Genomic DNA, 23,347 nt, shown 5'->3' with positions numbered 1-23,347 from the left:
CCAGAAAGACCTAAACTTCAAATGAGATGGACTGTCAGATCAGAAGCATAAAATAAATATGCCGATCTGGCAGTCTTTACAGTTAATCAGATGAAGAAAATACAAAACACGAGGAGGTAAAAGTTTGAGCGGTTTATTAGTATCCCTGCAGGGCGCGGTCGCACAGGGTGTTCTCTGGGGAATCATGGTATTGGGAGTTTATATTACATTCCGCCTGATGGATATCGCGGATATGACGGTAGACGGAAGCTTCGCGTTGGGTGCCTGCGTTTGTGCAGTCCTGGTAGTTAACAAAGGAGTGAATCCGGTGCTGGCACTTTTAGTTGCAGCGGCAGCCGGTGTCGTGGCTGGTGCGGTAACGGGTATTCTTCATACTGTATTTGAGATACCAGCGATTCTGGCAGGAATTCTGACTCAGATTTCCCTCTGGTCGATCAACCTCCGGATCATGGGAGGAAAGAGCAATCTGCCGCTTCTGAAAGTCAAGACACTTATCAGCGGTCTGGCTGCTTCCTTCGGGATGACCCAGGCACAGGCATCGATGATCGTTGGAATTGTGCTGGCTGTGGCGGCTATTCTGTTTCTTTACTGGTTCTTCGGAACCGAGATCGGAAGTGCGATGCGTGCAACCGGTAACAACGAGGATATGGTGCGCGCGCTGGGCGTGGACACCCGTATGACGAAGCTTTTATCCTTGATGGTCAGCAACGGCCTGGTCGGTCTCTCTGGCGCACTCGTCTGCCAGAGTCAGAAATATGGTGATGTTGGAAGTGGTACCGGTGCTATCGTCATCGGTCTGGCGGCGATCGTCATCGGCGAAGTCCTGATGGGACGATTGACCTCTTTCTATTGGAAACTGACCTCCGTGGTTGTCGGTTCGGTCATTTACTTTGTGATCCGTGCGGTTGTACTCCGCATGGGTATGGATGCAAACGACATGAAGCTGCTCTCTGCTGTCATTGTAGCACTGGCACTCTGTATTCCGGTAGCACTCGCTAAATACCGGCTGAGAAAAGATTATTCAGAAGGGGGTGAGGAGTAATGCTGACGATAACAAATGTAAAGAAAACTTTTAATAAAGGAACTGTTAATGAGAAAAAAGCCTTAAACGGTATCAACTTACACCTGGCACCGGGCGATTTCGTGACGATCATCGGCGGAAACGGTGCTGGAAAATCCACTATGTTAAATATGATCGCAGGCGTATATCCGATCGATTCCGGTAAAATCGAGATCGATGGCGTAAACATATCCAGAGAACCAGAATACAAACGCGCTAAATATATCGGCAGAGTCTTCCAGGATCCGATGCGCGGCACCGCCGCCAATATGGAGATACAGGAAAATCTTGCCATGGCGCTGCGCCGCGGCAAATCCAGAGGACTCGGCTGGGGCATCAAAAAGAATGAAAAGGACTTCTACCGTGAGGCGTTGGCACAGCTCGACCTGGGGCTTCAGACCCGTATGACCAGCAAAGTGGGCTTACTCTCCGGCGGACAGCGCCAGGCGCTCACCCTTCTGATGGCAACCCTCCAGAAGCCAAAGCTCCTTCTTTTAGACGAACACACCGCCGCCCTCGATCCCAAAACAGCCCGCAAAGTCCTCGATCTCACCGAAAAGATCGTAGATGAGCAAAATCTGACCGCGCTTATGGTTACCCATAACATGAAAGATGCGATTCAGATCGGCAATCGTTTGATTATGATGCACGAAGGTCGGATTATCTACGATGTAGCAGGGGAAGAGAAGAAGAGTCTGCAGGTAGAAGACCTGTTGGAGAGATTTGAAAAGGTAAGCGGAGAAGAATTTGCGAATGATCGTATGATGCTTGCCAAATAAGCAGGGGTTATAAGATTTGAAGGGTTTTATCTCAGTCGAGAAGACTCCCACCTCTTCAGGTGGTGAGTAATAGCAAATTTGTCTCAGTGGGAGTCCATTCTCCGACTGAGATAAACGCTCCGCGAGGATGCGCAGTGATTCTGATAGGAATATGTCAGCTTCGCTGACCAGAATCACGCGCCAAGTCTCACGGACGTTCGACTTGAATAAAATCAATAACCGATAACAGACAAAAAGTATACGGAATGAAAAGTGGGTCAACAAATTAAAAACCACGACTATAAGTGAGAAAGAATGCCCTCCGGCGGCGCGAGCGGTCGGAGGGCATTCTTTCTCACTAAGTAGCCGTGCATTCTCCTCTCCCATATTTCCAACTAATTCCCCCTTTCACGACTTAACCGTTTATCTACAACTTAACACTTCTGTAATAATTCATTCATAGAAAATTCATTTTTTCCTCCACATCCTTCCTTGGCAATTCCCTACGAATATGATAAAATAAAAATTACGTTTAAGATATTAAGTCATAATTTCAAGAAAAATCAGGAGCGATCCATATGTTAGAAGAAGAAAACAAAAAAGAAACGCAGGAGTCAGAACAGGTGCCAGCGGCGGAGCGGATTCAAGAGCCGGAAGCAGTTCAGAGTCAGGAATCAGAGCCAGCTCAGGATCAGACACCAAATCCGGTCCGGGAATCCGCGGGACATTCGCGCAGGCGCCAGGGCGAAGATAAGAGTCAGAATCTGCGCTTCGGAGTGATAGCAGCAGGGGTGGTGATTGCTCTTGCAGTTGCAGCATTTGCAGGCAAGTCCCTGCTCAGCCGTCAGGCGGGAGCCGGAACTGCAAAGAATGGGGCGGCGACAGCATCAGAGCTTTCGAAGGACGAGGCATCCGAAGAGTCCAGAGCGGAGGAGATCAAAGAGAAAGAAGCAGTGGTAGCTTCCTATAAAAATTTGGGTATCGTGCAGGTGTCCGGTTATCTGAATATGCGTGAGACGGCGAGCACGGATGGCAACATCATCGGCAAGCTGATGGGCGACAGTGCGTGTGAGATCGTGGATGATTCAGCCGAAGGCTGGTATCAGGTCGAATCTGGCGGTATTTCCGGTTATATCAGCTCAGAGTTTGTTCTGACCGGGGATGAGGCGAAGAAAAAAGCGTTGGAACTGGTTGAAAAGCGTGCGCTCATCACGGCAGATTCCCTGAACATCCGAAAAGAGCCGAACACGGAGTCAGAGGTTGTCGGTCAGGCATTAAAAAATGAGCGCTATGTGGTCGAGAGTGAGCCGGAGAATGGCTGGATTCAGATTTCGAGCGGTTACATTTCCACGGATTATGCGGAGATCAAATACGCACTCAATGAGGCGCGGAAGCTGGATATGCGTGCGATGGTGCTGAATTTATACAAAAATCTGGGTATTTCCAGTGTGGATAATTACTTGAATGTGCGCGATCAGCCAAGTGAGGATGGCAATATCATCGGTAAGATGACGAGCAAGTCTGCCGGAGAGATTCTGGAGACGAGCGAGGATGGCGGCTGGTATAAGATCCAGTCGGGTCCCGTCACTGGATATGTGAAGGCGGAGTATATCCTGACAGGAGATGCGGCGAAGCAGGAGGCGATGGAGGTTGCAGAACTGATGGCGATCGTTTCAACCGACCGCCTGAATGCCCGCACGGAGCCGAGCACGGATGCGCCGATCTGGACGCAGATCTCTAACAATGAGCGTTACGACGTTATAAGCCAGCAGGATGGCTGGGTCGAGATTGCGCTCGATACGACGAGTGCGTATGTGGCGACTGATTTCGTAGATGTGCGTTATGCATTGCCGGAGGCGATCCCATTTACCCCATTAAAAGAAAAGGAATCCTTGCGGACCCAGATTGTCAACTATGCCCTTCAGTTTGTCGGAAACCGTTATGTCTGGGGCGGTAATGACCCGCATTCGGGTGTGGACTGTTCTGGTTTTACAAAGTATGTATACAGCCATGTGGCGGGCGTGTCCCTGCCGCGGGTGTCCCGGGAACAGGCGCGGACGGGTACGAAGATTGATTCTTCGAAGATGCGTCCGGGCGATCTGATTTTCTATACGAATCGCAAGGGAACGGTCAACCATGTGGCGATGTACATTGGCAATGGTCAGATCGTCCATGCGGCGAGCCGGAGAAGCGGCATCAAGATTTCTACCTGGAATTACCGGAATCCGTACCGGATTGTCAATATGCTGGGAGACTGATAGGGAGAGGATAAGATGGAAGAGCAAAAGACAGAAGATTATAAAGAACGCCTGCAGAAAGTACGTCAGAGACGAAATGGCAAAGATCCGATGCACTGGTTCATGATCGGAGGCTGTGCTGTCATTGTGGTGCTGGCTCTGGTTATCATCGTGAAGCTGGCACAGGGCGGCACGTTCGGAGGTTCTGGAAACGCCCGGGTGGCATCGGCATCCGAGGCAGAGGTGCAGGAAACCGTGATCGGAGAGACGCTGCCGGAGGATGAGGAACAGGCAAAAGAGGACGAAGAAAAGAAAAATGTAGTCGAGTCCTACCAGAATCTGGGTATTGTGGATGTATCTGGTTATCTTAATATGCGTGAGAGCGCCAGTACAACCTCCGATGTCATTGGCAAACTGATGGGCGGCAGTGCGTGCGAGATTCTGGACGATTCCCAGGAAGGCTGGTATCAGATATCTTCCGGCGGTCTGGAGGGCTACATCAGTTCAGAATTTGTACAGACCGGCGAGGCGGCAAAAACAGAGGCATTTGAGCTGGTCAAGAAGATGGCGGTCATCACGACTGACAAGCTGAATATCCGGAGTGAGCCGAGTGAGGACGCGCAGGTGCTGGAACAGGCGCTGAAAAATGAGCGTTATTCCATTGTCAGCGAGCAGGAGGGCTGGATTCAGATCAGCGGGGGCTATATTTCAGCGGATTATGTGGATGTGCGCTATGCGTTAAATGAAGCGCGTAAGCTGGATCTGCGGACGATGGTTCTCAATATGTATGACAATCTGGGTATTTCCAATGTCAATAACTACTTAAATATCCGCGTGGAGCCGAAGGAGGATGCGAAGATCATCGGTAAGATGACGAGCAAGTCCGGTGGTGAGATTCTGGAAACGACCGAGGATGGCGGCTGGTATAAGATCAAGTCCGGTCCGGTTACTGGCTATGTTAAATCCGAATTTATTCTGACTGGAGATGCGGCGAAGCAGGAGGCACTGCAGGTTGCACAGCTGATGGCGATCGTATCAACTGACCGTCTGAATGCCCGTACGGAGCCGAACACGGACGCGCCGATCTGGACGCAGATTTCCAACAGCGAGCGGTATTCGGTTATGAGCCAGCAGGATGGCTGGGTGCAGATTGCACTGGATGAGACGAGTGCCTATGTAGCGACTGAATTTGTCGATGTGCGGTATGCGTTAAATGAGGCGATCGAGTTTACACCGGTTGAGGAGACCCCGGAGCCTGAGACCAAGGCGGCGAGCAGCAAGGGAGGCTCTGGAAGCAAGAGCAGCAGTAACGGTGGTTCTGGCAGCCAGAAAGCATCTTCAAGCGGCTCCTCCAAGCGTGCGCAGATCGCAAACTACGCGACTCAGTTCCTTGGGAATCCGTATGTATGGGGCGGTACCAGCTTGACAAATGGTACGGATTGTTCTGGATTTACGATGTCGGTTATGGCACACTTCGGCGTCGGTCTGCCGCATCATTCGGGTTCCCAGGCGGGAGCAGGAAGAAGTATCAGTTCTTCCCAGATGCGTCCGGGTGATCTGATCTTCTACACAAACAGCGGTGGAACGATCAACCATGTAGCACTCTATATCGGCGGCGGGCGCGTGTGCCATGCATCGAATGCAAGGGATGGTATCAAGATTTCCACCTGGAATTACCGTACCCCGGCGAAGATCGTCAATGTACTGGGCGATTAATTCCATGGAAAGTCAATAAAAATTATTTGAAAGAGAGCAGGGAGAAAAGGCAGCTTTTCCCAGCTCTCTTTTTTCTGTTTCATAGGAAATTGTGTCCTATGAAATAAAAAACGCATCGCGGGGATGCGCACTCGCGCGAAGCAGAAACATGTCGCAAGTGACCGCGCGAGACGCTTGAATGTGCCAAGGCACATCCTTGTTTGTATAAAAAGCGGTTTCAGTGAATAAAGATAATAGGAAGACAGAATACTAAGAATGAATTAGGCAGTTGAGAAAAAACATTGAATCCGCGTGTAAGATGGAAAGAGCGCAGAAAAGAGGAAAATATGATTCGGGCAAATCGTGAAAACAGGGAATGGGAAAATGAAGCGTGGGACAAGCAGGCAGATAAGGCGGGAGAAAGCCGGGAACAGGCGCAGGAGGATCCGATTCAGAAGCGTGAAAATGGACAGACGGATATTACGGGAAAGAATGGCAATCACATTGAATTAATCTCGATCATCGGAGAGATAGAGGGACATGAAAATTTGTCCGGCAATACGAAAACGACGAAATATGAGCATATTCTGCCTAAGCTGGCGGAGATCGAGGAGAGCGGTGAGACGGAGGGAGTTTTAGTTCTGATTAACACGGTGGGCGGCGATGTAAGCTGTGGACTGGCGCTCGCGGAGATGATTGCTTCGCTCAGCAAACCGACCGTTTCACTGGTCATCGGGGACAGCCATTCGATCGGTGTGCCGCTCGCAGTGGCGGTCGATCACTCTTTTATTGTCCCGACCGGGACGATGATGGTACATCCGGTACGGATGACGGGGATGGTGATCGGTGCCGTGCAGACGTATGATTATTTTGAAATGATTCAGGATCGTATTTTAAGCTTTGTGTCCGGACACAGTCAGATCTCCTATGAGCGCCTCCGGAGCCTGATGCTCAATACGGAGATGATGACAAAAGATCTGGGAACGGTCCTGGTTGGCGGGGAGGCGGTCCAGGAGGGACTGATCGATGAATGCGGCGGGATCCGGGAAGCGCTTGCATGGCTGAACCGGGCGATCGATGGGAAGAAACAGGAAATAGATGCACACGACCGGATGACGAAGACGGATTTTAGTGAAAATCTGAAAAGAAAGTAGAACATACGTGCGAAAATTTTAGGAAAGCGTTGCTTTTTTCCCTGAATTTGGGTATACTGAATGAGATAATAAGAATGTAAAATGAGAAAAGCAGTCTGCGGGAGGCTGTATTTTGTGAAACAGGAGGAACCGCAGATACATGGGAAATGTTGGAGGCATGAGACAGGTGGCAGATACAAGCAGGAAAAGACAGAGTACAGAGCGTGCCGGGGAGACAGCTGGGACAGAGAAAAAAGCCGGGCGATCCAGAAAGTCCCCTGCGGCGAAGAAAGCGGAGGAGACGCTGAACGAGAAAAAGAGTAGGGGGAAGAAGAAAGCTTCGTCTGGAAAAGGCACCGCGAAAGGAACAGGAAGCCGAAGCCGCGCCAGCCAGGCGCCGGAGCCGGTGGAGAAAAGTGGTACAGGGGCATTTATGGGAACGGAAGTGGCGATTATTGTATCATTTGCAATATCGGTACTTTTGTTTTTGAGCAATTTCGGGCTTTGCGGCTTTGTCGGAAGTTTTCTGCGATCGACTCTGCTTGGCGTATTCGGCGTGATGGGGTATCTGGTGCCATTCCTTTTATTTATGGGAACTTGTTTTTATCTTTCAAACCGAGGCAACCAGAAAGCTGTAGCCAAGTTGGTGGCGGTTGGCGAGGTGCTTCTGGCACTTTGCGGACTTTCCCAGCTTCTTATGGGAGGCGGTCAGCATCTGGACTGGAATCTGGGCGATTATTACGCGCAGGCAGGTGGAGGCGGCTTTATCGGTGGCATTCTGATGCTGCTGTTGTGCGGAACAGTGGGAACGATCGGAGCAGTTCTGATTCTGCTGGTGCTTTTGGCACTCGGTGCTGTGTGCATTACGGAGCGTTCCCTGGTAAACTTCGTTAAACAGGGCAGCGGAAGGGCGTATGAGTATGCGAAAGAAGATATGAGCCGCCGCCGTGAGATACATGAGGAGAAAAAGGAAGAAAAACGCCGTCTGCGGGAGGAGCAGCGGGTCCGTGGCGTTGATCTCGAGGGCGCCAAGCTGACCGAGCTGCCAGTGATGCGAAATTTCTCGGAAGGAGTCCCGGAGGGAACCGTGCTGGGACCGGAGGATGCACCGGAGGAATTCCGTGAGATGCATGGAAGGCAGGAAAACTTGCAGGATGAGGCCGCGGCTTATGATGATTGGACCGATGTTCCGGCAGAGGGAAAAAATCTGGCACAGGATTCCGGACAGGGAGTAGAGAAGGAGAATCCGGCAGATGTATTTCGCGGGCAGATATTCCACGGTGGCGGAGCGGTAGAACCAGAACCGATGGAGTATGAAGAAGAGCCGGTGGAATCGGAGCAGGATACATATGCATACGCTGGTTCAGAATCCCAGTTTCAGGAAGAATCGGAGCGCGAGACGGCGCGGGCGGTAAGAGAGACAGAATTTGCAAAGGAGCCCGCAGAGACAGAGGACAGTGCGAGCGACCAGCTGTTGAAACGCCTGTATGTACGCCGTGATACCCGGACGATGGAAGAATTTGCTGGCAGCGAGAGCCGGAAAGGTCCAGGCTATTATCCGGTAGAGACACGGGAGAAACCGGCTGCGGAGGCGGCGTCCGGTTTGACCGCAGAGGAGGTTCATACAGATTTAGGGCATCAGGATGTCTTTGAGCCATCGGAAAACGAGTGGGAAACCGTTTCGATGGGAAATGAGGATGAATGGAACGAACCTATATCTGGGGAAACGGATTCCGAACCAATCGATGGCTATTATAAGACGCTGGAATCAGAGCGGGGCGAGACAAAGGGCAGTTTCTTTGTCCCGGAGGATTCCAAAACGGTCGTGACCGCATCCGGAAAGGTGATCGAGACAGATACAGAGGCGATACAGAAAAAACTGGAGCAGAAACGGGAAGAACGAAAAGCACTTCCAGTTGAGGAACTGACGGTTCCAGAGCAGATCGAGCGCAAGGAAGAGGAAGAAAAGAAGATCCAGAAAGAATACATATTCCCGCCATTGACACTTTTAAAACGCGGTACGGGACAGACCGATTTCTCGGATCAGGAGTACCGGGAGACAGCGATCAAGCTGCAGCAGACGCTCCAGAACTTCGGCGTGGGCGTGACGGTTACAAACATCAGCTGTGGACCGACGGTTACCCGCTATGAGCTTCACCCGGAGCAGGGGGTCAAGGTCAGCAAGATTGTAGCGCTGGCGGATGATATCAAGTTAAATCTGGCAGCGGCGGACATCCGTATCGAGGCACCGATTCCTGGCAAGGCGGCGGTCGGTATCGAGGTTCCGAACAAGGAGAACCATGTGGTTCTGCTGCGCGATCTGCTGGAGTCAGAGGCATTTAAGAAATATCCGTCCCGGCTGGCATTCGCGGTCGGAAAAGATATCGCAGGTCAGACGGTTGTCAGCGACATTGCGAAGATGCCGCATCTTCTGATCGCGGGTGCGACCGGATCGGGTAAATCAGTCTGCATCAATACGCTGATCATGAGTGTGATTTATAAAGCGAAGCCGAGCGAGGTCAAGCTCATCATGATCGACCCCAAGGTGGTTGAGTTAAGTGTATACAACGGTATTCCGCATCTTCTGATTCCGGTTGTGACCGACCCGAAAAAGGCGTCCGGCGCCCTCAACTGGGCGGTGGCAGAGATGACCGACCGTTACCAGAAGTTTGCAAAATACGGCGTGCGCGATCTTAAGGGTTTCAATGCCAAGGTTGAGTCGATCGCGGATATCGACGATCCGAAGAAACCGGAGAAACTGCCGCAGATCATCATTATCGTGGATGAGCTTGCCGATCTGATGATGGTAGCGCCGGGCGAAGTAGAAGATTCGATCTGTCGTCTGGCCCAGCTGGCGCGTGCAGCGGGCATTCATCTGGTGATTGCGACGCAGCGACCATCGGTCAATGTCATCACCGGTGTGATCAAGGCAAATATTCCGTCGAGAATTGCTTTTTCCGTCTCTTCCGGAGTGGATTCCCGTACCATTATTGATATGAACGGCGCGGAGAAACTGCTCGGAAAGGGCGATATGCTGTTCTATCCGTCGGGCTATCAGAAACCGCAGCGTGTACAGGGCGCGTTTGTGTCCGACAATGAGGTTTCGGATGTGGTCGGATTTTTGAAACAGGAGGGGCTGACCGCAGAGTACAGCGCCGAGGTTGAGTCCAAGATCCGTTCGACGGCGATGGATGCGGGCTTTGGCGGCGGTGAGCGCGATGCCTATTTTGCACAGGCAGGTAAATTTATTATTGAGAAAGACAAAGCATCCATCGGCATGCTGCAGCGTATGTTTAAGATTGGCTTCAACCGTGCCGCGCGTATCATGGATCAGCTTGCAGATGCAGGCGTGGTCGGTGAGGAAGAAGGCACGAAGCCGCGTAAGGTGCTGATGAGCATGGAGCAGTTTGAAAACATGATGGAAGAAGGATATTAAAAAGCGGAATCATTATAAAATATCAAAATCAGGAGGTATCCTATGAAGCTTAAAAGCTGGCTGAAAGAATTGCCGTATACATTATTGCAGGGCAGCCTGGAGACGGAGGTTGACGAGGTGGTCTACGATTCAAGAAAGGCGGCGCCGGGGACGGTGTTTGTGTGTATGCGCGGGACAAACGTCGATTCGCACACCTTTATCCCGGATGTGGTTGAAAAGGGCGCGCCGGTTCTGGTGGTCGAGCATCCGGTTGAGGCGCCTGAGAACGTGACGGTCATTCAAGTGGAGAATGGACGGAACGCGCTATCGCTTCTTTCGGCGGCACGTTTTGATTATCCGGCGCGGAAGATGACGGCGATCGGTGTGACCGGCACGAAGGGAAAGACGACTACTACTTATATGATTAAGGCGATTCTGGAGGCAGCCGGACAGAAGACGGGTCTCATCGGAACGAACGGCGCTGTGATCGGTGAGAATCATTATCCGACCAAGAATACGACGCCGGAATCTTATATTTTGCAAGAATATTTTGCAAGAATGGTGGAAGAGGGCTGCCGTTACGTCGTGATGGAGGTTTCTTCCCAAAGCTACCTGATGCACCGGGTAGACGGACTTTTCTTTGATTATGGAATTTTCCTGAATATTTCCAATGATCATATTGGTCCGAATGAACATGCAAGTTTTGAAGAATATCTTTACTATAAAAAGCAGCTTTTGAAAAACTGCCGGACTGCGCTCGTCAACCGCGATGATCCGCACTTTGATGCGATCGTAGAAGGGGCGACAGCAAAGATCCTGACCTTTTCATTGGAACAGGCGGCTGATTTTACAGCGGATGACATTCGCTATGTGCGTGAACATGATTTCGTGGGCATCGAATTTCAGACGCATGGACGATATGAGAGCGATCTGCGCGTTGGCATTCCGGGCAAATTTAACGTGGACAATGCGCTGGCGGCAGCGGGCGTGTGCAGCTTCTTTGACCTGCCGAAGGAGAAAGTCTGCCATGCGCTGGAACATATCCAGGTCGATGGACGGATGGAGATTGTATATAAATCAGCAAAGTGCACCGTGATCGTTGACTACGCCCACAATGCGGTCAGCATGGAAAGTCTTCTTCTGACGCTGCGCGACTACAAGCCGAAGCGTCTCGTCTGCGTCTTCGGATGCGGCGGCAACCGGGCGCGGGATCGCCGGTACTCGATGGGAGAGATTGGCGGAAAGCTGGCAGATCTGTCGATCATCACGGCGGATAATTCCCGCTTTGAGAAAGTGGAAGATATTCTGGCAGATATCAAGGTCGGACTTGCAAAAACCGACGGCAAATACGTTGAAATCCCGGATCGCCGCGAAGCGATTGAGTACAGCTTGTCCCATGCGGAGGATGGCGATATCATCGCGATCATCGGAAAAGGGCATGAGGATTATCAGGAGATCGAGGGCGTGCGCTATCATTTCCTTGACCGGGAAGTAGTGCAGGAGACGGTGAAGAAGCTGCATATGTAATCAATTTGGAGGCAAAATATGGACCATATTACAGTCAGACATATCGTGGAAGCAGTGTCGGGAACACTGCTCTGCGGAGATGCAGATACAGAGTTAAAACACATCAGCATTGATTCCCGGAGTATGCGCGGGGCGGATCTGTTTGTTCCGCTGATCGGGGAGAAATCAGACGCGCATCGTTTCCTGGTTCAGGCGATGGACAATGGGGCGGCAGCCGCACTGACTTCGGAGCATGAGGCGGCACCGGAGGGCTTTCACGGCGCCCTGATCCAGGTGAAAGATACGAAACTGGCATTGCAGACGATCGGACGCTGCCTGCGGGCACGCCTTTCTATCCCGTTAGTTGGTATCACCGGCAGCGTGGGAAAGACGACGACGCGCGAAATGGTGGCGGCGGCGCTTTCAGCGAAATATAAGACATTCAAGACACCGGCAAACCACAACAGCCAGATCGGTGTGCCGCTCACGATCTCGGAGATTTCTGAGAATGATGAGATCGGCGTGCTGGAACTGGGAATGAGTGAGCCGGGCGAGATGGCGGTGATCGCGGAGATTGCGGCGGTGGATTCGGCAGTCATGACGAATATCGGTGTGACGCATATTGAGAATCTGGGCTCTCGCGAGAATATCTTAAAAGAAAAGCTGCATATCCAGGACGGTATGAAGGCAGGCGGAATCCTGTTTGTAAATGGAGATAATGATATGCTTTCCACCGTGCATGCAAAAGCAGGCTGCCATACCGTCCGTTATGGACTTGGAGCAGATAACGACTACCGCGCCGAGGATCTTTCATATCCGGATGGATTTCCGTCCTTTACGATGGTACACGGCGAGGTGCGCGTCCCGGTGAAGCTGACTGTTATGGGCGAGCACAATGTCATGAATGCGCTGGCTGCCCTGGCGGTTGCGGATGCCTACGGTGTGCCGCTTGCCGATGCAGCGGAAAAGCTGCTTGAATTTGGCGGGTTCAAGAACCGTCAGCAGATTTATCATAAAAATGGTTATACGATCGTGGACGATACCTACAATGCAAGCCCGGATTCGATGAAAGCGGCGATAGGTGTGCTTTCTTCCCTGCCGGCAGGACGCAGAATTGCGGTTCTGGCAGATATGAAGGAACTGGGAGAGAATACGATTCAGTTCCACCGTGAAGTTGGTGCGTTTCTGGCGGAAAAACCGGTCGATATCCTGGTTGTATATGGCGAACTGGCGCAGTCCATCGCCGAGGGAGCAAAGAGAGTCAAACCGGATCTGCATATCGTTTCGTTTGAAGAGGACGAAAAAGAAGATATGCTTGACTGGCTGGATGCACAGATCGGCGAGGGAGATGCGGTCCTGTTCAAGGGCTCCAACAGTATGAAGCTGGGGGAGACGGCATCGAGGTTTATCTCAGTCGAGAAGACTCCCACCTCTTCAGGTGGTAAGTAATAGCAAGTTTGTCTCAGTGGGAGTCCATTCTCCGACTGAGATAAACGCTCCGCGAGGATGCGCAGTGATTCTGTAAAGAATATGTCAGCTTCGCTGACCAGAATCACGCGCCAAGTCTCACGGACGTTCGACTTGAATTAGAAATAGAAAGAGAAGGAATCATGGCGTATCAATACGCGGATATTATTATAGATATATCCCATGAGAAGGTGGATCGCCCGTTTCAGTACCGGATTCCGACGCGGCTGGCGGAGGAGATTACGGCGGGAACGTGCGTAACGGTACCGTTTGGAAAGGGTAATTCACTTCGGACTGGATATGTAGTGGGGATGGGAAATACGGCGGAGTATGACCCGTCCCGCATCAAGGAGATAGCTGGGATCGCACCGGGCAGTATGTCGGTGCAGTCCCAGCTTATCCGTCTGGCGTGGTGGATGCGGGAGCGTTATGGCGCGACGATGAACCAGACGCTCAAAACCGTACTTCCCGTCAAGGAAAAGATAAAACCCCGCGAAAAAAAGACGCTGCATTGCCTTTTAAACCAGGAAGAGCTGGAAGCGGCAATCCTGGCGGCACAGAAGCGGCATTATAAGGCGCGGGTGCGGATCCTTGAGGCATTCCGGGACAACCTGGATATTCCGATGGAATTTGCCCGACGGGAGCTTGACCTGACCTTGACGACGATCCGCCCGATGGAGGAACAGGGACAGATTTCAGTGAAAGTTTCCCGTGAGGAACGCGGGTTAAACCATGCAAAACTGCCGCGTCCAGCCGGACAGACCGTGCATCTCAATGAAGAGCAGCAGGCGGCGGTTGACCGTTTCTGTGAGGATTATGAGACGGGGAAACGTGAAACGTATCTGATTCACGGCGTTACGGGAAGTGGAAAGACCGAAGTCTACATGGAGCTGATGGCGCGTGTCCTGCGGGATGGAAAGCAGGTGATTCTGCTGATCCCGGAAATTTCGCTGACATATCAGACGGTGATGCGGTTTTACCGGCGATTTGGCGATCAGATCGCGATTCTGAATTCCCGTCTCTCTGCGGGAGAACGCTATGATCAGTGGGAACGGGCGGCGCGGGGCGAGGTTTCCGTGATGATCGGACCGCGGTCGGCGCTGTTTGCCCCATTTTCCAATCTGGGACTGATTCTGATCGACGAGGAACATGAGGGCGCCTATAAGAGCGAGACGATGCCGCGCTATCATGCAAGGGAAGTAGCGGCGGAGCGCGCCCGGCTTTCCGGGGCTTCGCTGGTCTTGGGCTCAGCGACTCCTTCCCTGGAATCGTATCTGCGGGCGCAGAATGGCGAATATGTGCTTCTGACTCTGCATCACCGGGCGGTGGCGGGAAGTATCCTGCCGAAGGTACAGATCGCTGATATGCGTGCGGAGATGCAGGCAGGCAATAAATCGGTGTTCAGCCGGTCATTGGATGCAATGTTGACAGAGAGACTCGCACGTGGCGAGCAGACGATGCTTTTTATGAACCGGCGCGGCTATTCCAATTTTGTTTCCTGTCGTTCCTGCGGAAAGGCGGTGACCTGTCCGCATTGTGATGTTTCCCTGACACTACACGGGAAGAACCGTCTGGTCTGTCATTACTGCGGCTATACGATTCCACTGATGAAGCAGTGTCCGTCCTGCGGATCACCGTATATTGCCGGGTTTGGGGCCGGAACGCAGAAGATGGAAGAATTTACGAAAATTCGGTTTCCAGATGCGAGGATCCTGCGGATGGATGCGGATACAACGGCAAAAAAAGGCGGACATGAAGCGATTCTGGAGGCATTTGCAAATCGTGAGGCAGATATCCTGATCGGCACGCAGATGATTGTAAAAGGGCATGATTTTCCGGGAGTGACGCTGGTCGGAATCCTGGCGGCGGATCTTTCCTTAAATACGCCGGATTACCGCAGCGCGGAGCGGACGTTCCAGCTTCTGACGCAGGCGGCTGGCAGAGCGGGACGCGCCGGGAAGCACGGCGATGTGGTCATCCAGACGTACCGGCCGGAACACTATGCCGTGCAGGCGGCAGCGGCGCAGAATTATGAGCTGTTTTACAGCCATGAGATCAATTACCGGAGGCTGCTTCATTATCCACCAGTCTGCCAGATGGCTGCGGTTTATTTTGCCTGCGGCGATGAGGCGGTGCTGGATGAATGTGCGGAAATGGCGGCGCGGCGGCTGCGCGAAAGTGCCGAGTGTATCGGTCCGGTTCCGGCACCGGTATACAAAGTTAATGACATCTACAGAAAAATTTTATATATAAAGTGTGAAAAATGTGCTATACTGGATCAAATCAGGGGTCAGATTGAAACCCTGGCTGCCGCAGATACAAAATGGCAGGCGGTCCAGATTCAATACGATATATCATAGAGAGGAAGAGTGTATAAAATGGCAATCCGGTCAATTAGAACTATTGGCGATGAGGTACTGAAAAAAGAGTGTAAGGCAGTGACGGAGGTAACCGATCACACACTTGAACTGATAGAGGATATGTTTGACACGATGTATTCAGCCGGTGGCGTAGGTCTGGCAGCACCGCAGGTCGGTATCCGCAAACAGATCGTAGTAATCGACGTGGAGGACGGCAACCAGTATGTCCTGATCAATCCGGTCATCGAGGAAATGTCCGGCAGCCAGACTGGTCAGGAAGGCTGCTTAAGCGTTCCGGGCAAGGCTGGTCTGGTAACCCGTCCGAGCCACGTAAAGGTACGCGCGCTGAACGAAAAAATGGAAGAGTTTGTCCTGGAAGCAGATGATTTCCTGGCACGTGCGATTTGCCATGAGTGCGATCATCTGCACGGACATCTGTATGTGGAATTGGTAGAAGGTCCGTTAGAGGATGTAGCGGCAGAGGAAGAATAAAGCACATTGCCAGAATGAGAGAGAAACAAGAGTGGGGTGACAGGCAGATATGAAGATCGTATTTATGGGAACACCGGATTTTGCGGTTCCGACACTGGAAGCGCTCTATCAGAGCCGGCATGAAGTAGCGGCGGTGGTGACACAGCCAGATAAGCCGAAGGGACGCGGCAAGGCGATGGCAATGCCGCCTGTCAAGGAAAAAGCGCTGGAATATGGAATCCCGGTGTATCAGCCGGTGCGCGTCCGCAAGGATGAGGCATTTTTTGAGGAATTGACGAAGATTCAGCCGGACGTGATCGTCGTGATTGCATTTGGCCAGATTCTGCCGGAGCGGATTCTGAACCTGCCGAAATACGGCTGTATCAACATCCATGCGTCGCTTCTGCCAAAATACCGTGGGGCAGCTCCGATCCAGTGGGCGGTCATCAATGGCGATGAGGTCAGCGGTGTGACGACGATGCAGATGGATGTCGGTCTGGACACCGGAGATATCCTGGATACCGTGGAAGTACGCCTGGATCCGAAAGAGACAGGCGGCAGCCTGTTTGACCGCTTGAGCCTTGCGGGAGGAAAGCTGATTCTTTCCACGCTTGAGAAAGCGGAGGCGGGAATCCTGCATCCGGTTAAACAAGATGAGGCAGAGGCAACCCATGTGACAATGCTCGATAAGTCGATGGGGCAGATCGACTGGTCGATGGATGCGGCAGTGATTGAGCGCCTGATCCGCGGCTTAAATCCATGGCCGAGCGCTTATACAAAATTTGAAGGAAAAACCCTGAAAATCTGGTCGGCGGATGTCGAGGAAGATGCGGCGGGAAGGCCGTCACCGGAGACATTCGGACAGGTGGTACGTGTCGGTAAAGATGCATTCTCTGTCCAGACCGGCAAAGGGCTTCTCACGATCCGGGAACTTCAGCTGGAAGGCAAGAAGCGGATGGATACGGCGGCATTTTTACGCGGATATCCGGTGGAAACGGGAGTAAAGCTCGGATAAAATGAATGCTTCAGCAGGGACTGAACTGCTACAGGCAGCCAGGCGTTTGAAAGGAGTTGGAGTGATATGTACGGATACGGATATGGATATTACAGTATGTTTGATCCGACGATGATTCTGGTATTAATTGGTGTATTTCTGTCATTAGGGGCATCTGCGAAGGTAAAAAGCACCTACGCGCGGTTTTCAAGAGTCCGGAGCATGACCGGCATGACGGGAGCCGAGGCGGCGAGACAGCTTTTAAATTCACAGGGCATCTATGATGTCCAGATCCGCCAGGTGGCAGGCAGCCTGACCGACCACTATGATCCGCGGACCAAGACCGTGAATTTATCTGAGAGTGTATATGGTTCTACTTCGGTCGCGGCGATCGGTGTTGCGGCGCATGAGTGCGGACATGCGATGCAGGATGCATCTGAGTATGTTCCGCTGCGCCTGCGCGGTTCAATGGTGCCGGTGGTCAACATCGGCGCACAGCTTTCCTGGCCTATGATCCTGATTGGTGTCCTGGTCGGCGGCATGGGATCTCCGATCGTTTCACTTGGAATTCTTTTATTTTCCTTGTCGGTGCTGTTCCAGCTGGTGACGCTTCCGGTTGAGTTCAATGCATCCGCGCGTGCGGTACGTCTGCTTGATTCAACAGGGATTCTTCGCGGGGAAGAAGTAGGATATACCAAACAGGTGCTTGGTGCGGCGGCACTGACGTATGTGGCAGCGGCGGCTGGTTCGATTTTACAGCTTTTGCGTCTGATTATATTATTTGGAGGACGACGCGATGACTGATGGAACAGCGCTGCGTGAAATAGCGGCAGATATTTTGACCGAGATTCTGGAAAAGGGACAGTATGCACATCTGGCCCTTTTTCAGGCTCTTTCTAAATATCAGTATCTGGAAAAAGCAGACCGCTCGTTTTTAAAACGGATTGTGGACGGGACAGTGGAGTATAAAATCCAGATTGATTATATTATCAACGCATATTCCAAAACAAAAGTTCATAAGATGAAACCGTTTATCCGCACACTTCTGCGGATGAGCGTGTACCAGATTTATTATATGGACCGTGTACCGGATTCGGCGGCGTGCAATGAGGCAGTGCGCCTTGCGAAAAAACGCGGATTTTCCGGACTTTCCGGCTTTGTAAATGGTGTGCTGCGTTCTGTGGCGCGTGGAAAAGGCAAACTGACCTTCCCGGATGATTCGGTGCGGTATTCAATGCCGGACTGGATTTTATCTCTCTGGAAGGAAAACTATGGGGCAGAGACGACCCACAGGATGGCACAGGCTGGTCTGGAGAAACGTCCGTTTATGGTGCGGTTTGCCGAGAGCCGTGCAGGGAAAGAAGAGATTCTTGCCTCTCTGTCCGCCCAGGGTGTGACGGCGGAGGAGACAGCGGCGGGAAGCGGCGTTTACCGTCTGACGGGCGTGGACTATCCAGAGAGTCTGGATGCGTTCCGCGAAGGGCTAATCCGGATTCAGGATCTGAGCTCATCGCTGGCTGGAGATGCGGCGGGCATCAAAGAGGGTGATTTTGTACTCGATGTCTGTGGAGCGCCGGGTGGAAAAGGACTTCATGCGGCGGATCTGCTGCACGGAACCGGACAGGTTGAGATCCGGGATGTGAGTGATTACAAGGTATCTCTGATCGAGGAGAATATTGCCCGCAGCGGCTGTACAAACGTCTCTGCCTGCGCTTGGGATGCATGTGAGTTCGATGCTTCGATGGAGCAGAAAGCGGATGTGGTCATTGCCGATCTGCCGTGTTCGGGACTTGGCATTATCGGACGTAAGCCGGATATCAAATACAACGCTTCAATGGACGGAATCCGGGACTTGGCTGCATTGCAGCGGCAGATGCTGTCGGTGGTCTGGCAGTACGTGAAGCCGGGTGGAGTGCTGGTTTACAGCACCTGCACGGTCAACCGTCTGGAAAATGATGAAAACCGGGCATGGTTTTTAAACGAATATCCATTTGAGCCGGTTGATATCAGTGGTCGTCTGGGGATTGATTTTCAGGAAGACAGCCTGAAAGAGGGATACATCCAGCTCTATCCGGGCGTTCATCCGTGTGATGGATTTTTCATCTCTGTGATGAAAAGAAAAGGATAACTGGACGGAACAGTGTATGAATACAGGAAAGACTCCGAGAGTGCATATAGGAGAGAGGGAGGCAGTCCGATATGGAAAAGCAGGATATAAAATCAATGACGCAGGAGGAACTGCGTGCCTTTTTGGTGAGTCTGGGCGAAAAACCATTCCGGACCGCCCAGATCTATCAGTGGATGCATGAAAAACTGGCATCTTCCTTTGACGATATGACAAACCTTTCCAAGGTACTCCGGCAGAAGCTGCAGGACGCGTGCGAGTATGTATCGCTGGAAAAGGTACGGGTGCAGATTTCGCAGATCGATGGAACCCGCAAGTACCTGTTCCGCCTCGCGGACGGCAATGTCATCGAGAGTGTCCTGATGCGTTATAAGCATGGAAATTCCGTTTGTATTTCCTCGCAGGTGGGGTGTCGGATGGGCTGCCGTTTCTGTGCTTCGACCCTGGACGGCCTGGAACGGAACCTGCGCCCGTCGGAGATGCTGGACCAGATTTATCAGATTCAGCGCGATACAGGCGAACGCGTTTCCAACGTGGTTGTGATGGGATCGGGTGAACCGCTGGACAATTACGATAACCTGATCCGCTTTATCCATCTTTTGACGGAGGAAGGCGGACTGCATATCAGTCAGCGAAATGTGACGGTTTCCACCTGTGGGCTGGTTCCGAAGATCCGGGAGCTGGCAGATCAGGGACTGACCATCACGCTGGCACTTTCTCTGCATGCGCCGAATGACGAGGTGCGGAAGAGCCTGATGCCGATCGCGCGTACATATGCGTTAAAGGATGTATTGGCGGCCTGTCATTACTATTTTGAAAAAACGGGACGCCGCATGACGTTTGAGTACAGCCTGGTGCAGGGAGTCAACGACAATCTGGACGAGGCGCGCGAGCTGGCGGCGCTGATTCAGGATCAGCACGGGCATGTGAATCTGATTCCGGTCAATCCGATCAAGGAGCGCTCTTATGTACAGTCGGGACGAAAAGCGATCGAAGCATTTAAGGGATGTCTGGAATCTAAGGGAATCAATGTGACAATCCGGCGCGAGATGGGGCGCGACATAGACGGTGCCTGCGGACAGCTCCGGAAGAGCTATATGGATAAAGAGCAGGAGAAAGAAGGTGCGGCAGTCAAATGAAAGCATACGCACTGACGGATATCGGAAAAACGCGTAAGGTCAATCAGGATGCTCAGTTTGCCAGCACGGAGCCGGTGGGAGAACTTTCCAACCTGTTTGTCGTGGCGGACGGAATGGGCGGTCATCAGGCGGGAGATTTTGCTTCGCGCTATCTGATCGAGCATATGCCGGAATATATCAAAGAGAGTGGTGAGAATGAGCCGGTCGCGGCGCTTCGAAAGGGGATCGAGGCAGTCAATCAGGAACTTTATACCCTTTCCTGTGAGCGCGAGGAGCTTGCCGGCATGGGAACAACGCTGGTAGCGGCTTCAATTCAGGGAAATACACTCTACGTGGCAAACGTGGGGGACAGCCGTCTCTACCGGATTGAGCGCTCCGGCATTCATCAGATTACCCGGGATCATTCCTACGTGGAGGCGATGGTCTCGCTGGGACAGATGAGCCGCGGCAGCCGGGAATATGAGACGAAGAAAAATATCATTACCCGCGCAGTCGGGATCGGTGGGCATGTGGAGCCGGATTTCTTTGAGGTTTCACTGAACCCGGGCGATTACATACTGCTGTGTTCGGACGGGTTAACCAATATGGTGGATAATTCAGCAATTTACCGGATGGTGCTTCTGCCGGGAACCCTGGACACCAAGGCAAGGGCGCTCACGGCGCTCGCAAACCAGAACGGCGGGAAAGATAATATCGCGGTCATATTGATTGACCCGCAGATCAAGGAGGTGAGAGAATCATGATGCTGAAACCGGGAACTTATCTGCAGGATCGCTATGAGATCCTCTCACTGATTGGTACGGGCGGCATGTCAGAGGTGTATCAGGCAAAATGCCACACTCTGAACCGTCTGGTGGCGATCAAGGTTTTAAAGGATGAGTACAGCCAGGATGCGAATTTCGTCAGCAAATTCAAGATGGAGGCGCAGGCGGCGGCAGGGCTTTCCCATCCCAATATTGTGAGTGTTTATGACGTTGTGGATGAGGGCAGTCTTCATTATATCGTCATGGAACTCATCGAGGGAATCACGCTGAAAAGCTACATTCTCAAGAAAGGTCATCTGGGCGTTAAAGAAACGATTGGAATTGCCATCCAGGTAGCGCAGGGGCTGGCAGCGGCACATGACCAGCATATTGTGCACCGGGACATCAAACCGCAGAATATGATTATCTCGCGTGACGGCAAGGTGAAGGTGGCGGATTTCGGTATCGCCAGAGCTGTATCGTCCCAGACGACCGGGGTCAATGCGGTCGGTTCCGTGCATTATATCTCGCCGGAGCAGGCAAAAGGAAATTATAGCGACGGACGAAGCGATCTGTATTCACTGGGAATCACGATGTATGAGATGCTAACAGGAAAACTTCCGTTTGACGGGGATACCCCGGTTTCAGTGGCACTGGCACATCTGGAAGAACCGGTGCAGCCGCCGAGCCGCATCAACCCGGAGGTGTCGGCAAGCCTGGACCGCATTATTTTAAAATGTACCCAGAAAAAGCCGGAACGCCGTTACCAGAATGCGTATGAGCTGATCGCGGATCTGCGCCATGCGCTGGTGGATCCAAACGATGATTTTCTGAAAAAAGAACCGGAATTTGATGAAAATTCCCCGACAGTCGTGCGCGGGGCAGAGGAACTGAACCGCCAGATGGAGGCACAGAGAAATCGAAATCTGGAACAAACGATGGAACATCCGGCAGTGAGCGAAAAGACCGGACCGGTTCCGACAGAAAATGAACGTGGTGAGGTAGTCTGGAAAGAGCCGGAACCGCCGGAGAAAGAGATAGAAGGTTGGCAGGAAGAAGAGACGGATGTCTATGAGGAAGAAACCTCAAGGCGCCCAGACCGTAGACGGAAGGGACGCCGTATAGAAGAAGACAGCGAGGATGTCAATCCGCAGATGGAGCGCCTGCTTACGATGATTGGAATCGGTGCAGCCGTATTGATTGTGGTGGTTGTGATTGTCATTGCTGCGAAGTTGACAGGCATCTTTAATCTGGGATCTGGTAGTCAGAAGCATCCGAAGACGACCGTTGAAGCTTCTTCGGAGGCGTCTGAGAGCGAGAGTCTGGAATCAACGGAGTGCAGGGTTCCGCCACTGGACGGCATGACGGAGGATGAGGCGAAGACAGCATTGGAAAAGCAGTCGTTGAAAATCCGTTATGAATATGCAAAGTCGGAAACCTCTGAAAAAGGGAAGGTCATCGGTCAGAGTATTGCCAGCGGCACGGTTGTCTCGAAACAGACGGAAGTTATCGTCACGATCGGAGAAGGCAATGAGGCAATAGATTTGACGAAACTTGGACTGGAAGAGATGTCCGGCGAGGATGCGGAGACGCTTCTGGCAGAAGAAAATAAACTGACCGTAGTAGTGCAGAAAGAGAGCAGCGATACGGTTGCCTCCGGTATAGTGATCCGATACAGTCCGTCCAGCGTGGATCCGGGCGGCACGGTGACGCTGTATGTCAGCACAGGTCCGAACGTACCGACGGTACCGATGCCGAGGATTACAGGGCTTTCAGAGGAAAATGCAAAAGTTGTTCTGGAAGCGGTCGGATTAGAGCTTGGCGAGCGCAAGGAAGCGAAGAGTTCGGAAGTGGCAAAGGGCAAGATCATCAGTCAGGATGTCCTGGAGAAAACAGATACACCGGAGGGAAGTGCCATTGGCTATACAGTCAGTCTGGGAAAAGGGACCCGCTATGTGGCGGCGATCAACGATGAATTCCAGATGAGTGAACTGTTTGGACCAAGTTCCGGAGATACGCATATCCGCGTCAGTATTGTGATGAAGCAGACGATTGCCGGCAATACTGTGACTAAGACGGTCATGGAACCGAGGGAGATCGGCGGCGATATCACGCTTCCGATTCATTATAATATCGAGGGAGCGGACGGTGTGCAGACAGGCGAGCTGCAGATCCTCGATCTGACGAACGATCGGGTTCTAAAAACGTATCAGCTTGAATTTGTGGAAGTTTCAGATAATTAAT

16 protein-coding genes are annotated in these 23,347 nt (G+C 52.1%); all 16 read left to right on the top strand.

The genetic code is table 11. From position 1 onward, the window contains the following. The first annotated feature begins 124 nt into the window (after positions 1-124). The 16 genes from C7U56_RS02280 to pknB all read left to right on the top strand — a co-directional run bounded on the left by C7U56_RS02280 (position 125) and on the right by pknB (position 23,346). On the top strand, positions 125-1,042 hold the full coding sequence (locus C7U56_RS02280) for an ABC transporter permease (protein ID WP_022358702.1): 918 nt from the start codon (positions 125-127) through the stop codon (positions 1,040-1,042). Beyond that, on the top strand, positions 1,042-1,839 hold the full coding sequence (locus tag C7U56_RS02275; RefSeq protein ID WP_106999972.1) for an ABC transporter ATP-binding protein: 798 nt from the start codon (positions 1,042-1,044) through the stop codon (positions 1,837-1,839). The genes C7U56_RS02280 and C7U56_RS02275 overlap by 1 nt, the downstream gene beginning before the upstream one ends. A gap of 557 nt (positions 1,840-2,396) precedes the next feature. Beyond that, positions 2,397-4,076 carry a C40 family peptidase gene (locus C7U56_RS02270; RefSeq protein WP_106999971.1) on the top strand — a complete coding sequence of 560 codons (1,680 nt, stop codon included), beginning with the start codon at positions 2,397-2,399 and terminating at the stop codon, positions 4,074-4,076. Positions 4,077-4,091: 15 nt separating this feature from the next. Beyond that, positions 4,092-5,771: a C40 family peptidase gene (locus C7U56_RS02265; RefSeq protein ID WP_106999970.1), complete on the top strand. Its 1,680-nt coding sequence runs from the start codon at positions 4,092-4,094 to the stop codon at positions 5,769-5,771. Between the two features lie 326 nt (positions 5,772-6,097). After that, a complete protein-coding gene (locus C7U56_RS02260) occupies positions 6,098-6,904 on the top strand; it encodes a ClpP family protease (protein ID WP_106999969.1) in 807 nt (268 codons plus the stop codon). 139 nt (positions 6,905-7,043) lie between these two features. Further along, entirely contained in the window at positions 7,044-10,319 is a 3,276-nt protein-coding gene (locus tag C7U56_RS02255; RefSeq protein WP_233430152.1) for a DNA translocase FtsK, read from the top strand. 42 nt (positions 10,320-10,361) lie between these two features. Further along, positions 10,362-11,825, top strand: a complete 1,464-nt coding sequence (locus C7U56_RS02250) for a UDP-N-acetylmuramoyl-L-alanyl-D-glutamate--2,6-diaminopimelate ligase (protein WP_106999968.1) — start codon at positions 10,362-10,364, stop codon at positions 11,823-11,825. An 18-nt stretch (positions 11,826-11,843) separates the two neighbouring features. After that, entirely contained in the window at positions 11,844-13,253 is a 1,410-nt protein-coding gene (locus tag C7U56_RS02245; protein WP_106999967.1) for a UDP-N-acetylmuramoyl-tripeptide--D-alanyl-D-alanine ligase, read from the top strand. A 161-nt stretch (positions 13,254-13,414) separates the two neighbouring features. Then, positions 13,415-15,631, top strand: coding sequence for a replication restart helicase PriA (gene priA / locus C7U56_RS02240; RefSeq protein ID WP_181357146.1), 2,217 nt, complete (start codon positions 13,415-13,417; stop codon positions 15,629-15,631). Positions 15,632-15,649: 18 nt separating this feature from the next. Continuing rightward, on the top strand, positions 15,650-16,123 hold the full coding sequence (gene def, locus C7U56_RS02235; protein ID WP_022358693.1) for a peptide deformylase: 474 nt from the start codon (positions 15,650-15,652) through the stop codon (positions 16,121-16,123). Positions 16,124-16,172: 49 nt separating this feature from the next. Further along, positions 16,173-17,117: a methionyl-tRNA formyltransferase gene (gene fmt, locus C7U56_RS02230; RefSeq protein WP_106999965.1), complete on the top strand. Its 945-nt coding sequence runs from the start codon at positions 16,173-16,175 to the stop codon at positions 17,115-17,117. A gap of 66 nt (positions 17,118-17,183) precedes the next feature. Further along, on the top strand, positions 17,184-17,900 hold the full coding sequence (locus C7U56_RS02225; RefSeq protein WP_106999964.1) for a zinc metallopeptidase: 717 nt from the start codon (positions 17,184-17,186) through the stop codon (positions 17,898-17,900). Continuing rightward, a complete protein-coding gene (gene rsmB / locus C7U56_RS02220; RefSeq protein ID WP_106999963.1) occupies positions 17,893-19,224 on the top strand; it encodes a 16S rRNA (cytosine(967)-C(5))-methyltransferase RsmB in 1,332 nt (443 codons plus the stop codon). Before C7U56_RS02225 ends, rsmB begins: the two co-directional genes overlap by 8 nt. Before the next feature lie 71 nt (positions 19,225-19,295). Then, positions 19,296-20,360: a dual-specificity RNA methyltransferase RlmN gene (gene rlmN, locus C7U56_RS02215; protein WP_022358690.1), complete on the top strand. Its 1,065-nt coding sequence runs from the start codon at positions 19,296-19,298 to the stop codon at positions 20,358-20,360. Next, positions 20,357-21,103, top strand: a complete 747-nt coding sequence (locus C7U56_RS02210; RefSeq protein WP_106999962.1) for a Stp1/IreP family PP2C-type Ser/Thr phosphatase — start codon at positions 20,357-20,359, stop codon at positions 21,101-21,103. Before rlmN ends, C7U56_RS02210 begins: the two co-directional genes overlap by 4 nt. Next, entirely contained in the window at positions 21,100-23,346 is a 2,247-nt protein-coding gene (gene pknB / locus C7U56_RS02205) for a Stk1 family PASTA domain-containing Ser/Thr kinase (RefSeq protein ID WP_106999961.1), read from the top strand. The genes C7U56_RS02210 and pknB overlap by 4 nt, the downstream gene beginning before the upstream one ends. The last annotated feature ends 1 nt before the right edge of the window (position 23,347 follow it).

This window comes from Clostridium fessum (genome assembly GCF_003024715.1).
Classification (GTDB): domain Bacteria; phylum Bacillota; class Clostridia; order Lachnospirales; family Lachnospiraceae; genus Otoolea; species Otoolea fessa.
Note: the sequence above shows the minus strand (reverse complement) of the source record. Positions and strands in the feature narration are given on the sequence as shown.

Bases quoted from the DNA above. Each gene is read 5' to 3' on its own strand.
- C7U56_RS02275 (WP_106999972.1), top strand. From the start codon at position 1,042: ATGCTGACGATAACAAATGTAAAGAAAACTTTTAATAAAGGAACTGTT.
- C7U56_RS02270 (WP_106999971.1), top strand. From the start codon at position 2,397: ATGTTAGAAGAAGAAAACAAAAAAGAAACGCAGGAGTCAGAACAGGTG.
- C7U56_RS02265 (WP_106999970.1), top strand. From the start codon at position 4,092: ATGGAAGAGCAAAAGACAGAAGATTATAAAGAACGCCTGCAGAAAGTA.
- C7U56_RS02260 (WP_106999969.1), top strand. From the start codon at position 6,098: ATGATTCGGGCAAATCGTGAAAACAGGGAATGGGAAAATGAAGCGTGG.
- C7U56_RS02255 (WP_233430152.1), top strand. From the start codon at position 7,044: ATGGGAAATGTTGGAGGCATGAGACAGGTGGCAGATACAAGCAGGAAA.
- C7U56_RS02250 (WP_106999968.1), top strand. From the start codon at position 10,362: ATGAAGCTTAAAAGCTGGCTGAAAGAATTGCCGTATACATTATTGCAG.
- C7U56_RS02245 (WP_106999967.1), top strand. From the start codon at position 11,844: ATGGACCATATTACAGTCAGACATATCGTGGAAGCAGTGTCGGGAACA.
- priA (WP_181357146.1), top strand. From the start codon at position 13,415: ATGGCGTATCAATACGCGGATATTATTATAGATATATCCCATGAGAAG.
- def (WP_022358693.1), top strand. From the start codon at position 15,650: ATGGCAATCCGGTCAATTAGAACTATTGGCGATGAGGTACTGAAAAAA.
- fmt (WP_106999965.1), top strand. From the start codon at position 16,173: ATGAAGATCGTATTTATGGGAACACCGGATTTTGCGGTTCCGACACTG.
- C7U56_RS02225 (WP_106999964.1), top strand. From the start codon at position 17,184: ATGTACGGATACGGATATGGATATTACAGTATGTTTGATCCGACGATG.
- rsmB (WP_106999963.1), top strand. From the start codon at position 17,893: ATGACTGATGGAACAGCGCTGCGTGAAATAGCGGCAGATATTTTGACC.
- rlmN (WP_022358690.1), top strand. From the start codon at position 19,296: ATGGAAAAGCAGGATATAAAATCAATGACGCAGGAGGAACTGCGTGCC.
- C7U56_RS02210 (WP_106999962.1), top strand. From the start codon at position 20,357: ATGAAAGCATACGCACTGACGGATATCGGAAAAACGCGTAAGGTCAAT.
- pknB (WP_106999961.1), top strand. From the start codon at position 21,100: ATGATGCTGAAACCGGGAACTTATCTGCAGGATCGCTATGAGATCCTC.